The sequence below is a fragment of the Embleya sp. NPDC050154 genome (assembly GCF_044460165.1).
GTDB lineage: Bacteria > Actinomycetota > Actinomycetes > Streptomycetales > Streptomycetaceae > Embleya.
Genome location: NZ_JBITJP010000032.1, coordinates 94,725 through 107,226, shown reverse-complemented (window position 1 = coordinate 107,226; position 12,502 = coordinate 94,725). Strand labels below are relative to the sequence as shown.

Sequence of the window (12,502 nt, the reverse complement as noted above, 5' to 3'; positions counted from 1 at the left end):
ACATTACGCCGACGACGTGCCGTTCCGGGACAACTCCGCGTCGGTGGTTTCCACAAAATGGATCACGTTTGAAATCAGCCGGCCCCGACCGGCCAGCAATACCAGCAATCCGAGCCCCGCGCCGACGCCCGCGACCGCGAACGCGCCCCGCGCGCCGGCCACTTCCCCGGCCCAACCGGCCAGTCCCATGCCCAGTGCCGAACCCGCCCCGATCGCGGCCACCAGCCACGCGAAAGCCTCGGTCACCGTGCCGCGCGGCGCCAACTCGTCGATCAGGGTGAACACGCACGCGATCGCGGGCGCCAGGAACACCCCGGACAGCACCGCGAGCGGCATCATCAACCACGGGCCGGGCACCGCCGTCAGTGGCAGATAACACACCGTCAGCCACAACATGAACCACAACAACCGACGCGCCGGCGGGGTCCGCCAGGCCCGCACCCCGTGCACCAGGCCGCCCAGCAGCGCGCCGAAGGACATCGCCGCCAGGAACACCCCGGACAGCGCGCCGGAACCCTCGTGGTCGGCGTACGCCACGGCCGCGACACTGAGCACCCCCAGCGCGATGCCCGCCAGCGTGAACGCGACCAGGACCACCCGCAGACCGGCCGAACGCAGCGCGCCCGCCCAGTGCGGGGTGTGCTGCTCGCCGCGCCAGATTCGGGAGGGGCGCGCGGTGACCACGATCAGGGTGCCCGCCACCCCGATCAACCCGGTCAGCAACACGGCCAGTTCCGCCGAGGCCACCTGCACCACGACCACCACGATCAGCGGCCCCACGGTGAACAGGATCTCCTGCGCGGCGGCGTCCAGCGCGTACGCCGCCTGCACCCGCTCGGGAGTGAGGACCGAGGGCCACAGCGCGCGCAGGCCCGCTTCCAGCGGCGGCGTGGTGAAGCCCGCGATCAGTACCGCGCCGACGGCGAGCGGCAGTGGGTGGGCGCCCACGAGCGCGAACACGGCGTAGGCCAGCGCCGAGACCAGCGCCGAGCCGAGCAACACGCCGGTCTGCCCGCGCCGATCCATCCACCGGCCGAGTACCGGCTGCCCGGCCGCGCTCGCCAGGCCGTAGACCGCGGACAGCGCGCCCGCGAGCCCGTAGCCGCCGCCGTCCGCGCGCACCAGCAGCAACACCGCCAACGCGCCCATGCCGTTGGGCAATCGGCCGAACAGCGTGCCGCCGAGCAGGCGCGCCGCGTACGGCACCCGCAGCAGGTCCAGATAGGTCCGCATCCGCGGGTACCGCCCTCCCGTGCCGCATCCGACACGTCCGCACACCGTCCAGTCATACGTATGACTTCCGACTACCACTGTGCCTGCCGGCCCGCCGGCATGGCAAGCGGGTTCTACGCTGGGCCCGCCCCGTCCCCGACACCGCGCCCGAGGTCCCCTTGCCGTCGCCCCAGCCCCCCGCCGGTCGCCCGACCAGCAAGGACGTCGCCAAACACGCCGGCGTGTCGCAGTCCACCGTGTCCCTGGTCCTCGCCGACAAATGGCACGGCCGGGTCTCCCCCGCCACCGTCGCCGCGGTCCGCGACGCCGCGGCGACGCTCGGCTACCGGCCCAACAACTCGGCCCGGTCGTTGCGCCTGGGCCGCACCCGCACCGTGATGCTCGTCGTGCCCGTGCTCACCTCGCCGTTCTTCGGCGCGGTGCACACCGGGGCGGCGCGGGTCGCGGCCGAACGGGACTTCGGCGTCGTGGTCTACCCCACCCGCGACGGCATCGACCTGAGCCCGAACCCGTTCTCCTCGGCCGCCATCGACGGCGTGCTCGCGTCCTCGATGGCCGTCGAGCCGCTGGACGTGCTGCGCTCGGCCGGGCCGGGCAGCGAGGACCTGCCGCTGGTGATGCTGGACAGCGAGCCCGGGCGCGGCGTACCGACCGTCAACGACGACGTGGCCGAGGGCATGCGCGCGTTGGCCGGCTATCTGGTCGGGCTGGGCCACCGCCGGGTCGCCCGGCTGGGCTCCGCCGTGCGGACCTGGACGTTCCGGGCCCGGGACGACGCCTTCCGGGCCGCGTTGGGGCCCGCGGAGGTGGTCGCCGAGGCCGCCGCGCCGCTGACCCTGGACGGCGGGCGCGAGGCCGCGCTGACGCTGCTCGCGTCGCCGGCCCGGCCCACCGTGCTCGTCTGCGACGACGACCTCCAGGCGGCGGGCGCCTACAAGGCCGCCCGCGCGCTCGGGATCCGGGTGCCCGAGGACGTGTCGGTGACCGGCTTCGGCGACCTGCGCTACGCCCGCGTGGTCGAACCCGAACTGACCACGGTCCGGCTGCCCGCCGTCGAACTGGGCGCGCGCGGCATGACCGCGCTGCTCGACCTGCTGGACACCGGCGACGCGGGCCCGGACGTGGTGCTGCCCGGCGAGCTCCTGGTGCGCGGCTCGACCGCGCGGCCCGCGTCCGGCTGAGGCCGCGTCGGTCCCGACACACGTCAGGGCCCGCGCACCGAAGCGGTGCGCGGGCCCTGTGACGTGCGCGGGACTACTCCTCGCCGGCCTCCGGCGTGGCCTCGGGCGCGGTCCCGGCCGCGTCCTCCGCCGCCGCGTCGGCGGCCGGCTCCGCCTCGCCGAGCAGGCGGGTCAGTTGACCGCCCACCAGGCGCTTGAACTTGCGCTGCTGCGGCCGGGTCCGGTCCAGCGTGGCGACCTCCAACTGGGAGGCCGTGATCGAGCGCTTCTCGCCGACACCGTCGCGCGAGAGCGCGTCGACCGCCACCTTGAGCGCGGCCTCGAGGGTGAGCCCCTCACGGTGGCTGCGCTTGAGCTGCTCGGTGATCTGCTCGACGTTGCCGCCCATCGCGACGTAGTTGTGCTCGTCGGCCACCGAGCCGTCGTAGGTGAGCCGATAGATCTGGTCGTCCTCGGGCGCGCTGCCGACCTCGGCGACGATCAGCTCCACCTCGTAGGGCTTCTCGCCGCCGCTGGAGAAGATCGTGCCCAGCGTCTGTGCGTACACGTTCGCCAACCCGCGGGCGGTGACGTCGTTGCGCGCGTACGAGTAGCCGCGGATGTCGGCGTAGCGCACGCCGCCGATCCGCAGGTTCTCGAACTCGTTGTACTTGCCCACCGCCGCGAACGCGATGCGGTCGTAGATCTCGCTGATCTTGTGCAGGGCGCGAGAGTAGTTCTCCGCCACGAACAGGATGCCGTCCGCGTAGGTCAGCACGACCACGCTGCGGCCGCGGGCGATGCCCTTGCGGGCATAGTCGGCCCGGTCCGCCATGGCCTGCTGCGGCGACACATAGAAGGGCGTCGTCACCGTGGAGTCCTTTTCGTCGGAGCCGGTCTCGAAGGGTCGGCTGTTCGGGTCCTCGACATCGGGGTCACGTCAGCGGCGCGGTCGGGCCGTTGGGGTCTTCCATCCGCGCGTCGACCACGGTGCGCACGATCGCGCCCACCTCCTCCGAGGAGAGCCGGCGGATGCCGTCCTCGGTCACCAGGGTCACCACCGGGTAGATCCGCCGGGTCAGGTCCGGCCCGCCGGTGGCGGAGTCGTCGTCGGCGGCGTCGTAGAGCGCCTGGATGCACACCGTCACGATGCCGTCGGCGTCCAGACCGGGGCGGTACAGCTTCTTCAGCGCGCCTCGGGCGAACAGGGAGCCCGAACCCACCGAGTGGAAGCCGTGCTCCTCCGACCGGCCGCCGGTGATGTCGTAGCTGAAGATCCGCCCGGCCCCGCCGTCCACGTCGTAGCCGGCGAACAACGGCACCACCGCCAGGCCCTGCATGGCCATCCCGAGGTTGCCGCGGATCATCTGCGACAGCCGGTTGGCCTTGCCCTCGAGGGACAGCGTGGTGCCCTCGATCTTCTCGTAGTGCTCCAGCTCGACCTGGAACAGCCGGACCATCTCGACCGCGAGGCCGGCGGTGCCGGCGATGCCCACGACCGAGTACTCGTCGGCCGGGAACACCTTCTCGATGTCCCGCTGTGCGATCAGGTTCCCCATCGTGGCGCGCCGGTCGCCGGCCATCACCACGCCACCGTCGAACGTCGCGGTCACGATCGTGGTGCCGTGCGGCGCCTCGATCGTCACGGGCTGCACCGGAGGCGTCCTACGCGCGGGCAACAGTTCGGGCCGGTAGGCGTCGAGAAATTCGGCGAACGAGGACGACCCGGGGGTCAGGAAGGCAGCCGGTAGACGCCCGGTGCCACGAGTGTTGGCTTCCACACGATCCCTTCCACATAGGTTGCGGCCCGGCGCAACGCGTCGGGTCGATCCTTGAACATGCCCAGTGCGGCATTGCAGTTGAAGCAGAGTACGGCTCGGACCCTACCGGTTTCGTGATCATGATCGACGTGTTCGGGCCTGACTGCGACACAGATCGGACATACGCCCATTTGGTCGGCGAGCATGCGCTGCAGGTCGGCCTCGGTGAGGCCGTATTTGCGCATGAAGTATCCGGCGCGACCGTCGATTTTGCGACAGGATTTACAGTTCGCCGCCGGCCCGTCCCATTGCCGGGAACTTTTATGCCATTCGGAATGCGGTTTGATCCGTTCGCATTTCGGACAACGCTTATGGCCGTCCGGCACATCCACCTTCGGACGAACCTTGAATCCGGCACGCTCCCGCCGGGCACGATAACTCTGCGCATTACGCCTTCGGTTGCACTCACGGCAATAGAATGAAAGCCCGTCAGGACTCGCTGCGTTAGATCCGAAGTCCTGAGCGGGCTTCCATCCCTTACAGTCAGGGCAATTCTTGCCCGATTTCAAATCGGACATTTACCCCTATTCACCACCCTTTTGGACAAATCCCCTAACGAATTCCTCAGCGTTCTCCTCTAGCACCTCATCGATTTCGTCCAATACCGCGTCGACGTCGTCCGTCAACTTCTCCTGTCGTTCCTGCACGTCGGACTGTGCCTCGGTAGTGGTCTCGTCGACCTCTTCCGAGCGCTTTGTCGCGCGCTGTTGACCGCCGCTGTCCTTAGTGGCCATGTCACTCACCCCACCTTGTGATCATTTCCTTGAACCGGTGCTTATCCATTCCCCGGAGGGCCTACACCCCCGATCCCGAAGGAGCGGGGGTGTAGGTGCCAACGAGTGTCGGATGCCAGGTGTTCCGGAAGGGGATTTATCCGTTCATTCGCTTTGTTCCCGCGAACGCGCGAGGTCACCCACCCGTGAGGGCCCGGACCAGATCCTCGGCTGTGCGGCAGCGGTCCAGCAGGTCCTTCACGTGGGCCTTCGTCCCGCGCAGCGGTTCCAGGGTGGGTACCCGCTGGAGCGAGTCGTGACCCGCGACGTCGAAGATCACCGAGTCCCACGAGGCGGCGGCCACCTCGTCGGCGTACTGCTCCAGACAGCGACCGCGGAAGTACGCCCGGGTGTCCTCCGGCGGCAGGTGCACCGCGCGTTGCACCTCGGCCTCGCCTGCGATCCGCTCGAAGCGGTCCTCCAGCTTGTTGTACAGGCCCTTGTCGGGCCGTACGTCCGCGTACTGGAGGTCGACCAGGTGCAGCCTCGGCGCGTCCCACTCGAGGGCGTCCCGCTGTCGGTAGCCCTCCAGGAGTTGCAGCTTGGCCACCCAGTCCAGCTCGCGCGCGAGCGACATCGGGTCGGTCTCCAGGCGGGCGAGCACCGACTCCCAGCGGTCGAGCACGTCGGTGGTGTCCGCGTCGACATCCTTGCCGAACCGGTTCTCCACGTACTTGCGGGCCAACTCGAGGTATTCGAGCTGGAGCTGGATCGCGGTCAGTTTGCGGCCGTTGCGCAGCGTGATGAGCTGCTTGAGGGTGGGATCGTGGGAGACCTCGTGCAGCGTGCGCACGGGCTGGTCCACGGTCAGGTCGTTGCCGAGGAAGCGGTCCTCGATCATCGACAGGACCAGCGCGGTGGTGCCGAGCTTGAGGTAGGTGGACACCTCGGACAGGTTCGCGTCACCGATGATCACGTGCAGGCGCCGGTACTTCTCGGCGTCCGCGTGCGGCTCGTCGCGGGTGTTGATGATCGGCCGCTTGAGCGTGGTCTCCAGGCCGACCTCGACCTCGAAGTAGTCCGCTCGCTGGCTGATCTGGAAGCCGTGGGCGGAGCCGTCCTGGCCGATGCCCACCCGCCCCGCGCCGCAGATCACCTGGCGGGAGACGAAGAACGGGGTCAGGTGCCGGACGATGTCGGCGAACGGCGTGGCGCGCTGCATGAGGTAGTTCTCGTGCGTGCCGTAGGACGCGCCCTTGTTGTCGGTGTTGTTCTTGTACAGCAGGATCTGCTGGCCGCCGGGCAGCTCGGCGGCGCGCCGCGCGGCCTCGGCCATGATGCGTTCGCCGGCCTTGTCCCAGATCACCGCGTCACGCGGGTTGGTGGTCTCGGGCGCGCTGTACTCCGGGTGGGCGTGGTCGACGTAGAGCCGAGCGCCGTTGGTCAGGATCACGTTGGCGAGGCCGACGTCCTCGTCGGTGAGCTGGCTCGAGTCGGCCAGTTCGCGCGCGAGGTCGAACCCGCGCGCGTCGCGCAGCGGATTCTCCTCCTCGAAGTCCCAGCGGGCCCGCCGGGCCCGCTGCATCGCTGCGGCGTACGCGTTCACGATCTGGGAAGACGTCAACATCGCGTTGGCGTTCGGATGTCCGGGTACGGAGATCCCGTACTCGGTTTCAATGCCCATCACACGCCGGACGGTCATGCGACCCCCTCGTCCCTCACCCGGCCGGTACCCGAGTCACACTCTCCGTGATCCGGGTACACCCTGGTCATGCTGCCGAGCCTATTGCCGTTGGATTGCCTTGGGGATACGGCCGGAACTATTGCCCTGTGCTGACGTGTCGTCCCGGCACGGCGCCGCGGCCCGTGTTCGACCTGAACACGGGCCGCGGCATCGGTGGTCAATCGGTACTCGATCGGGATCAGAGGTACTGACCGGTGTTGGCCACGGTGTCGATGGAGCGACCGGCCTCGTCGCCCTGCTTGCCCGAGACCAGCGTGCGGATGTAGACGATCCGCTCGCCCTTCTTGCCGGAGATCCGCGCCCAGTCGTCGGGGTTGGTGGTGTTGGGCAGGTCCTCGTTCTCCTTGAACTCGTCGACGCACGCGGCGAGCAGGTGGGCCACCCGGATGCCCTTCTGGCGGTGCTCCAGGAAGTCCTTGATCGCCATCTTCTTCGCGCGACCGACGATGTTCTCGATCATCGCGCCGGAGTTGAAGTCCTTGAAGTACAGGGTCTCCTTGTCACCGTTGGCGTAGGTGACCTCCAGGAAGCGGTTCTCGTCGTTCTCCGAGTACATCCGCTCCACCGCGACCTGGATCATCCCGGTGACCGTGGCGGCCCGGTTGCCGCCGTGTTCCACCAGGTCGTCGTCGTGCAGCGGCAGCGAGACCTTGAGGTACTTGGCGAAGATGTCCTTGGCCGCCTCGGCGTCCGGACGCTCGATCTTGATCTTCACGTCGAGCCGGCCCGGCCGCAGGATGGCCGGGTCGATCATGTCCTCGCGGTTGGAGGCGCCGATCACGATGACGTTCTCCAGGCCCTCCACGCCGTCGATCTCGGACAGGAGCTGCGGAACGATGGTGTTCTCCACGTCCGAGCTGACGCCCGACCCTCGGGTGCGGAAGAGCGAGTCCATCTCGTCGAAGAAGACGATGACGGGGGTGCCCTCGCTGGCCTTCTCACGAGCCCGCTGGAAGACCAGGCGGATGTGCCGCTCGGTCTCGCCGACGTACTTGTTGAGCAGTTCGGGACCCTTGATGTTGAGGAAGTAGCTCTTGCCCTGTTCGTTGCCCTGGGCCTCGGCCACCTTCTTCGCGAGCGAGTTCGCGACCGCCTTGGCGATCAGCGTCTTGCCGCAGCCGGGGGGGCCGTAGAGCAGGATGCCCTTGGGCGGGCGCAGCTCGTGTTCCTTGAACAGGTCGGGGTGGAGGTAGGGCAGCTCCACCGCGTCGCGGATCATCTCGATCTGGTTCCGCAGACCGCCGATCTTGGTGTAGTCGATGTCCGGGACCTCTTCGAGGACCAGTTCCTCGACCTCGCTCTTGGGAACCCGCTCGTACACGTAGCCCGATCGGGAATCGAGCAGAAGCGAGTCCCCCGCGCGCAGCGGGGAGTCCATCAGCGGCTCGGCGAGGCGCACCACGCGCTCCTCGTCGGTGTGCCCGATGACCAGGGCTCGTTCGCCGTCCTCGAGCAGTTCCTTGAGCATCACCACGTCGCCGACCCGCTCGAACTCCATCGCGTCGACCACGTTCATGGCCTCGTTGAGCATGACCTCCTGGCCACGCTGGAGTTCGTCGAGCTCGATGTTGGGGCTGACGTTCACCCGGAGCTTGCGCCCGCCGGTGAAGATGTCCGCCGTGCCGTCCTCGTTGGCCTGTAGGAACACGCCGAACCCCGAGGGGGGTTGGGCGAGTCGGTCCACTTCCTCCTTGAGGGCCACGATCTGGTCGCGGGCCTCCCTCAAGGTCGCGACCAATCGCTCGTTCTGTGTGGTCATGCCGGCCAAGGACGTCTGAAGATCGACGACCCGCTCCTCGAGCAAACGGCTCTGGCGCGGTGAGTCGGCGAGCTTGCGACGCAGGACGGCGACTTCCTGCTCTAGAAAAGAAACCTGGCTTACGAGGTCGTCCGTACCCCGAGCCGGCCTCCCACCACGGTTCATGTCGTCGTCGTGGACTGCCACGGCCCTCACCTCCTCCTGGGAGCTGCGACGTCTCCGACCCTACCTACGGCAGGAGGGGTTGAAACCCCTTGATCAGCAAGACTGTCCGGGCGTGTCCGATCTTCACCCGTGCGATTGCCCCCACGCTTGTGAGGATCAGATACCCACCTCACCACCTCGGGAAGCAGCCGCGAGTAGGGTCTGTTGCTCGCGTGTCGATACGAATCGGTGAAGAGAGAGGCCGCATGTCCGCGGAAAACGAACCCCTCGAGGTCTGGATCGATCAGGATCTCTGCACCGGGGACGGCATCTGCGTCCAATACGCGCGAGAGGTCTTCGAGCTGGACATCGACGGCCTCGCGTACGTCAAGGGCGACGACGACGAGCTGCGCACCGAGCCGGGCGCGGTGGTCCCGGTGCCCGCGCCACTGCTGGTGGAAGTGATCGACGCCACACGCAAGTGTCCCGGCGATTGCATCCATATGCGTCGGGTTTCCGACGGCGTCGAGGTGTATGGGCCGGACGCGTCCTGAATTCCGCTTCGTACGCCCCGGTCTGGCGACGCGTCAGATCCGTTGGGCACCGAGCGGGGTGAGACGCCAACGGAGCGTGCCGTCGACGTCGGGGCAGCAGCGGGGGACGTCCGGGCCGGACCAGCCCAGGGTGTGCGCGGTGATCGAGTCGCCGTCCCGGGTGACGTCGCTCACCAGCAGGCCCTCGTCGGTGTCGAGCAGGGTGGCCACCAGCCGGGGTGTGCCGGTGTCCGCGGCGGCGTAGGCCAGCAGCGCGGCGGGCGGGGAGCCGGAGCCGGCCGCGCACTCGACCCGGACCACGGTGGGGCCGGTCGGGTCGGTCAGCACGGTCTTGAGCTGTGCGCCCACGCCCGGGCAGTCGATCGGGAAGTCGATCCGGGCGAGCTCCGCCTCGGTGGGGCCGCCGGCGGATCGGCTGCGGGAGATCGGCACGGCCTGCGCGGCCTCGGGAGCGTGACCCGCCGCCTGCCCCTGATGCGACGTGCTCGTGGTGTTCTCCCCCGGCTGGATGGTGCGCGGCGCGGCCGGTGGATCCTGCTGATTGGGCCGGTCCCTGGCGGGCGCGGTGACACCCGGTATGCCGCCGTCCAGGGATGCCGCGGCCCAGATCACCAGGCCGGTGCCGACGATGAGTGCGAACACGATGGCCGCGGCGGCGAAGGCGATGCCGTTGCGGACGTCGGGGACCTCGACGCGCCGGCGCGCGGAGGTGTCGGATGGTGCGTCGGTGGTCACGAGCCCGCGGGTACTGTCGCCGCGCGCGGGCCGGGTCTCAGGGTGATCGTCCGCCACGGTGGACGACCTTATGGGGCGGGCCGGGTCCCGGTACAGGGTCCCGGCCCGCCTTGTCTCAACCATTGCCTGACGATGGGTCAGGATTCGAGCGGGGTACCGGCCTCCGCGCCGGGGCCGGCGTAGTCGTCGCCGTAGGAGCCCTTGGACGGGCGGCGCCGGCGCAGCGGCGGCTCGACCCCGTCGGCGAGGCGCCGGGCGGTGACCAGGAAGCCGGTGTGGCCGATCATCCGGTGGTCGGGGCGGACCGCGAGGCCCTCGACGTGCCAGGAGCGGACCATCGACTCGAAGGGCTGCGGCTCGGTGAAGCAGTTCATCACGCGCATGGTCTCCACGGTGCGCGAGAGCTGCGTGGTGGTGGCCACGTAGCAGCACACCAGGCCGCCGGGCGCGAGCGCCTTGTAGACCGCGTCCAGGCATTCCCAGGGCGCGAGCATGTCGAGGATCACCCGGTCGACCCCGGTCTCCACGAGGTTGTCCTGGAGGTCGCCGACGGTGAGCTTCCAGGCGGGGTGGGGGGCGCCGAAGTAGCGCTCGACGTTCTTGCGGGCGATGTCCGCGAAGTCCTGTCGGCGTTCGTAGGAGGCGAGCTGCCCGGTGTCGCCGATGGCGCGGAGCAGGAAGGTGCTCAGCGCGCCGGAGCCGACGCCGGCCTCGACGACGCGGGCGCCGGCGAAGATGTCGGCCATCGCGAGGATCTGGCCGGCGTCCTTCGGGTAGATCACCGCGGCGCCGCGGGGCATGGACAGGACGAAGTCGGGGAGCAGAGGTCGCAGCGCGAGGTAGTCGGTGTTCCCGGTGGACCGTACGACGGTCCCTTCGGGAGCGCCGATCAGCGCGTCGTGTTGAAACGAGCCCTTGTGGGTGTGGAACGCCTTGCCCGCTTCGAGCGTGAAGGTGTGGTGGCGGCCCTTGGGATCGGTCAGCTGAACCTGGTCCCCGACCTGGAAGGGTCCGCGCCTGCGCGCGGCACCGGTCGGTTCGGACATGGGGGTCAGCCTAGTCGGTCGTGGACGACGCTCCGACGCGTGGGTGCGGGCCCCGTGGGGGTCAAACCGGGACTCGGTTGCATAGCATCTTGGACGTGACTGATTCGAGCAGGCCGCAGGGACGCAGGATGCGGCAGGACGACGCCCCGCGCCGGGAGCCGAGGCGTGGCCTGCTCATGGGGCGCCCCTTCGGGGTGCCGGTCTATGTCGCGCCGACGTGGTTCGTGATCGCTGCGGTGATCACCGTGTTGTTCGCGCCGACCTTCGAGAGCCTGTTCCCGGATCTGGGTCCGTGGCGGTTCGTGTTGTCGTTCGGCTTCGCGGTGCTGTTGTACGTGTCCGTGCTGGTGCACGAGTTGGCGCACGCGGTGACGGCGCTGCGGCTGGGCTTGCCGGTGCGGCGGATCACCATCCAGTTCCTGGGCGGGGTGTCCGAGATCGACAAGCCGGAGACGGCCCGGCACGAGTTCCTGGTGTCGGCGGCGGGTCCGGCGTTGTCACTGCTGCTCGGTGGCGGTTTCTGGGTGATCGGTCTGGCGCTGGACGTGGACACGCTGGCGGGGCGGATGGTCGCGTTGTTGGCGGTGTCCAATCTGCTGGTGGCCGCGTTCAACCTGTTGCCGGGGCTGCCGCTGGACGGTGGCCGGATGTTGCGGGCGGTGGTGTGGCGGGTCAGCGGGCGGCCGTTGGCCGGCACGATCGCGGCGTCCTGGGCGGGTCGGGTGCTCGCGGTGGTGGTGCTGATCGCGGCGGCGTTGTGGTCGCTGGGCGCGGACGCGGGAGCGCGCACGTACACGTTGATCTTCGGTGCGTTGGTGGCCGGATTCATGTGGGCGGGTGCGGTGCAGTCGCTGCGCGCGGAGCGGCTGCGGGAGCGGTTGCCGGAGTTGCGGGTGCGGTTGTTGACCCGGCGGGCGATCCCGGTGGCGGCGGATGTGCCGTTGTCGGAGGCGCTGCGGCGGGCGCACGAGGAGGGTGCGCGCGGGCTGGTCGTGGTGGATCGGGGCGGGGATCCGGTCGGGGTGGTGCGTGAGGCCGCGGTGTTGGCGACGCCGGAGCACCGCAGGCCGTGGGTGGCGGTGGGGCCGTTGGCGCGGGATCTGGGGCCGGGGATGAAGGTGGGCGCGGATCTGGCCGGGGAGGATCTGCTGGTTGCGATGCGGGCGGCGCCGGCGAGTGAGTACCTGGTGGTGGAGCGGGACGGCGGGGTGTACGGGGTGTTGTCCCGGAGCGATGTCGAGCATGCGTTTTTGGCCATGATGCGGGGTTGAGGGCGGGGTTCTTCGGCCTCACTCGCCGGCCGGGCTACTTGGCCTCGAGCGCCGGCCGGGCTGGGTGGTCGTCGCGGTTGCGGTGGGTAATGCTCGGCTCTGTTTGGCCTCGAACGCCGGCCGGGCTGGAAAGTTCGTACGGCTTCGGCGTGGTGGTTGCGCAAGTGGCGCTTGGCTTGTTTTGGCCTCACCGCCGGCCGGGCTGAAGGGTTCGTACGCCTTTGGCGTGATGGTTGCGGTGGGTGGTGTTCGGCTTGGCTTCAAGCCCGGCCGGGCCGACGCGGCGCCGGCCGGGTCTGGTGGTGATGCCTGCCGGCTCGGGG

General features: G+C 69.3%; 12 protein-coding genes. 3 read left to right on the top strand and 9 right to left on the bottom strand.

What is annotated here, in order from left to right; all coding sequences use genetic code 11:
* Nucleotides 1-3: 3 nt before the first annotated feature.
* Nucleotides 4-1,233 carry an MFS transporter gene (locus ACIBSV_RS43490; RefSeq protein WP_395873019.1) on the bottom strand — a complete coding sequence of 410 codons (1,230 nt, stop codon included), beginning with the start codon at nt 1,231-1,233 and terminating at the stop codon, nt 4-6.
* A gap of 158 nt (nt 1,234-1,391) precedes the next feature.
* On the opposite strand from ACIBSV_RS43490, the gene ACIBSV_RS43485 reads away from it, so the two are divergent.
* Nucleotides 1,392-2,414, top strand: a complete 1,023-nt coding sequence (locus tag ACIBSV_RS43485) for a LacI family DNA-binding transcriptional regulator (RefSeq protein ID WP_395873018.1) — start codon at nt 1,392-1,394, stop codon at nt 2,412-2,414.
* 73 nt (nt 2,415-2,487) lie between these two features.
* Here the strand turns inward: ACIBSV_RS43485 and prcA are convergent, their stop codons facing one another.
* The 6 genes from prcA to arc all read right to left on the bottom strand — a co-directional run bounded on the left by prcA (nt 2,488) and on the right by arc (nt 8,615).
* The gene (gene prcA, locus ACIBSV_RS43480) at nt 2,488-3,264 is read right to left on the bottom strand and encodes a proteasome subunit alpha (RefSeq protein WP_395873017.1); all 777 of its coding nucleotides are present in this window, start codon (nt 3,262-3,264) and stop codon (nt 2,488-2,490) included.
* A gap of 64 nt (nt 3,265-3,328) precedes the next feature.
* Complete coding sequence (prcB, locus tag ACIBSV_RS43475) at nt 3,329-4,174, bottom strand: proteasome subunit beta (protein WP_395873016.1); 846 nt, start codon at nt 4,172-4,174, stop codon at nt 3,329-3,331.
* Nucleotides 4,126-4,545 carry an endonuclease VII domain-containing protein gene (locus tag ACIBSV_RS43470; RefSeq protein ID WP_395873015.1) on the bottom strand — a complete coding sequence of 140 codons (420 nt, stop codon included), beginning with the start codon at nt 4,543-4,545 and terminating at the stop codon, nt 4,126-4,128. The genes prcB and ACIBSV_RS43470 overlap by 49 nt, the downstream gene beginning before the upstream one ends.
* Nucleotides 4,546-4,737: 192 nt before the next feature.
* The gene (locus ACIBSV_RS43465; RefSeq protein ID WP_395873014.1) at nt 4,738-4,947 is read right to left on the bottom strand and encodes a ubiquitin-like protein Pup; all 210 of its coding nucleotides are present in this window, start codon (nt 4,945-4,947) and stop codon (nt 4,738-4,740) included.
* A 175-nt stretch (nt 4,948-5,122) separates the two neighbouring features.
* Nucleotides 5,123-6,628 (bottom strand): depupylase/deamidase Dop, encoded by a 1,506-nt coding sequence (gene dop, locus ACIBSV_RS43460; RefSeq protein WP_395873013.1) that lies wholly within the window; start codon nt 6,626-6,628, stop codon nt 5,123-5,125.
* A gap of 220 nt (nt 6,629-6,848) precedes the next feature.
* The gene (gene arc, locus ACIBSV_RS43455; protein WP_395873012.1) at nt 6,849-8,615 is read right to left on the bottom strand and encodes a proteasome ATPase; all 1,767 of its coding nucleotides are present in this window, start codon (nt 8,613-8,615) and stop codon (nt 6,849-6,851) included.
* 224 nt (nt 8,616-8,839) lie between these two features.
* On the opposite strand from arc, the gene ACIBSV_RS43450 reads away from it, so the two are divergent.
* Nucleotides 8,840-9,127, top strand: a complete 288-nt coding sequence (locus ACIBSV_RS43450) for a ferredoxin (RefSeq protein WP_395873038.1) — start codon at nt 8,840-8,842, stop codon at nt 9,125-9,127.
* A 33-nt stretch (nt 9,128-9,160) separates the two neighbouring features.
* Here the strand turns inward: ACIBSV_RS43450 and ACIBSV_RS43445 are convergent, their stop codons facing one another.
* Together ACIBSV_RS43445 and ACIBSV_RS43440 are read right to left on the bottom strand one after the other, a co-directional pair.
* Entirely contained in the window at nt 9,161-9,862 is a 702-nt protein-coding gene (locus tag ACIBSV_RS43445) for a hypothetical protein (protein WP_395873011.1), read from the bottom strand.
* A 137-nt stretch (nt 9,863-9,999) separates the two neighbouring features.
* Nucleotides 10,000-10,908 carry a tRNA (adenine-N1)-methyltransferase gene (locus ACIBSV_RS43440; protein WP_395873010.1) on the bottom strand — a complete coding sequence of 303 codons (909 nt, stop codon included), beginning with the start codon at nt 10,906-10,908 and terminating at the stop codon, nt 10,000-10,002.
* 95 nt (nt 10,909-11,003) lie between these two features.
* On the opposite strand from ACIBSV_RS43440, the gene ACIBSV_RS43435 reads away from it, so the two are divergent.
* Entirely contained in the window at nt 11,004-12,179 is a 1,176-nt protein-coding gene (locus ACIBSV_RS43435) for a M50 family metallopeptidase (RefSeq protein WP_395873009.1), read from the top strand.
* Nucleotides 12,180-12,502 lie beyond the last annotated feature (323 nt).